Raw genomic sequence first — 2,021 nt, 5'->3', positions numbered from 1 at the left:
TAAAAAACTAGAGTCGATTGATTTGAGATGCAGCATATGCAGCGCCAAACCCATTGTCTATATTTACAACCGTTACACCACTTGCACAGCTGTTGAGCATGGTTAAAAGTGCGCTGATACCGCCAAAGCTTGCACCATAGCCTACACTTGTGGGTACAGCGATCACTGGCTTGTCCACTAGACCTGCAACCACACTGGCAAGGGCACCTTCCATACCTGCCACAACGATGACGACCTTAGCACCTCTGATAATATCAAGACGTGCAAAAAGTCTATGGATCCCTGCAACACCAACATCTACAACCTTTTCCACTCGATTGCCAAAGGCTACCGCGGTTTCATAGGCTTCTTCCACCACTGGCAGGTCTGACGTCCCTGCGGCAACAATGGCGATATAATCCTCAGTGGGCTTAATTTCTTCAAAAGTCAAGGTGATCACACGACCAGCCTCGTTGTACTTTGCGTCCATGTAAAGGGGTTTGATGGCCTCATAAAGTGATTTAGATGCCCGTGTTGCCAACACATTTACTCTTCTGGAAGACATATTTTCGAAAATCTTAATAACCTGATCGATGGTCTTTCCCTCACAATAAATCACTTCCGGATAACCCACTCTCAAATGTCTGTGATGGTCAATCATAGCAAAGCCTAAATCATCAAAGGGCAATGAGGAAAGGGTCTGCATAGCATCTTCAATGGACACCTCTGACTGCTTTACCCTTTGAAGTAAAGTTTCCAATTGATTTTGATTCATAGATTACTCCTTCTTAAGGGCGTCATTAAAGCTGCCCATCTTGTAGCCTGAAAGGTCCAGGGTGACATAGTTAAAGCCAAAGCCTTTTAAAGCTTGTGAAATTTGCTTAATAGTCGCCTCATTGAGCACCTTGTGCATTTCACTGGCGTCTACCTCAATTCTGGCGAGATCACCGTGCATCCTCACACGGATGGCCCTGATACCCAGTCCGATGATAAAGGCCTCTGAAGCTTCTATTTGCTTGAGCGCACTTGGTTCCACCAAAGTATCATAAGGTAATCTCGTCAATAGACAAGCATATGGAGGTTTATCCCATGTTTCAAGCTCTAGTGCCTTTGACCAAGCTCTTATCTCAGCCTTTGTAACCTCACACTCTAGCAAGGGACTCTTAATTTCAAGCTCCTTTAGGGCTCTCATGCCAGGTCTATAATCGCCAAGATCATCAAAATTTGAGCCATCACAGACATAGTCAAAATGTTCTTTCTCTGCCAAGGCTTTGATTTTGCTGAAAATTTCGCGTTTACACAGATAGCATCGATCACTTGGATTGAGCTTAATTGCGTCTGGAATTTCTGCCTCCAATATACGATGCTCAAGTTTCAAAGTATCCGTCAAATCTTTGGCCTCACTGATTTCCCATGTTGCAATATAGGGTGATTTTACGGTTAATGCCAAAACACGTTTTGAGACAACTGATGCAACCGCTACTAAAAAAGTGCTGTCTACACCACCTGAAAAAGCCACTACCAAGGAAGGAATCCCCTCAAGATACTGACATAGTTGATTGAATTTTTGATCTTCTTTTCTTAAAAGACTTACTCTCATTTCCATACTCATTATTAAATCCTTACCTCTCTATTTAAGCAACACTGCGTTCACTGCTCGATAAATTTCTGATAGTGCCACCTTGTGGTCTAAGGCCAGTTGCTTGCATTCCTCATATTCTGGTTTCTGGTTGACAATTTCACCCTCAATTAAAGCAGTTTTGATGGTGACCTTGCCGTACTGTGTTTCAATCTGTTGATAAGTTCTTTGAAGTTTCACCTTGTCCACAGGATACTTTCTAAGCCCAATGCTCGTGGTTTCAGTGAATAAAATCTTTTGAAGCTTTTCAACATCCTTGTCCCGTGCCAAGACAGTCAATTTTATAGCAGGTCTTCCCTTTTTCATGATAATTGGCGTTTTGTAAACATCCAGTGCCCCCTCAGCCAACAAGCGTTCCTCTGCAAACACAAGGAGTTCAGAACTCATATCGTCGATGTTGGTC

At 43.1% G+C, this 2,021-nt stretch carries 3 protein-coding genes; all 3 read right to left on the bottom strand.

Features of this window, described 5'->3' with window-relative positions; all coding sequences use genetic code 11:
- Positions 1 to 7: 7 nt before the first annotated feature.
- Entirely contained in the window at positions 8 to 754 is a 747-nt protein-coding gene (larB, locus tag AC220I_RS21790; RefSeq protein WP_486725976.1) for a nickel pincer cofactor biosynthesis protein LarB, read from the bottom strand.
- A 3-nt stretch (positions 755 to 757) separates the two neighbouring features.
- Positions 758 to 1,591: an ATP-dependent sacrificial sulfur transferase LarE gene (larE, locus tag AC220I_RS21785; RefSeq protein WP_486725975.1), complete on the bottom strand. Its 834-nt coding sequence runs from the start codon at positions 1,589 to 1,591 to the stop codon at positions 758 to 760.
- 18 nt (positions 1,592 to 1,609) lie between these two features.
- Positions 1,610 to 2,021, bottom strand: a 412-nt coding sequence (larC2, locus tag AC220I_RS21780) for a nickel pincer cofactor biosynthesis protein LarC2 (protein ID WP_486725974.1), incomplete at its 5' end; no start/stop codon positions are given.

Source organism: Fusibacter sp., from assembly GCF_057447755.1.
This window is presented reverse-complemented; position numbering and strand designations above follow the sequence as displayed.

Excerpts from the sequence above, each read along its gene's own strand:
- larB (WP_486725976.1), bottom strand. The coding sequence starts at position 754 with ATGAATCAAAATCAATTGGAAACTTTACTTCAAAGGGTAAAGCAGTCA.
- larE (WP_486725975.1), bottom strand. The coding sequence starts at position 1,591 with ATGAGTATGGAAATGAGAGTAAGTCTTTTAAGAAAAGAAGATCAAAAA.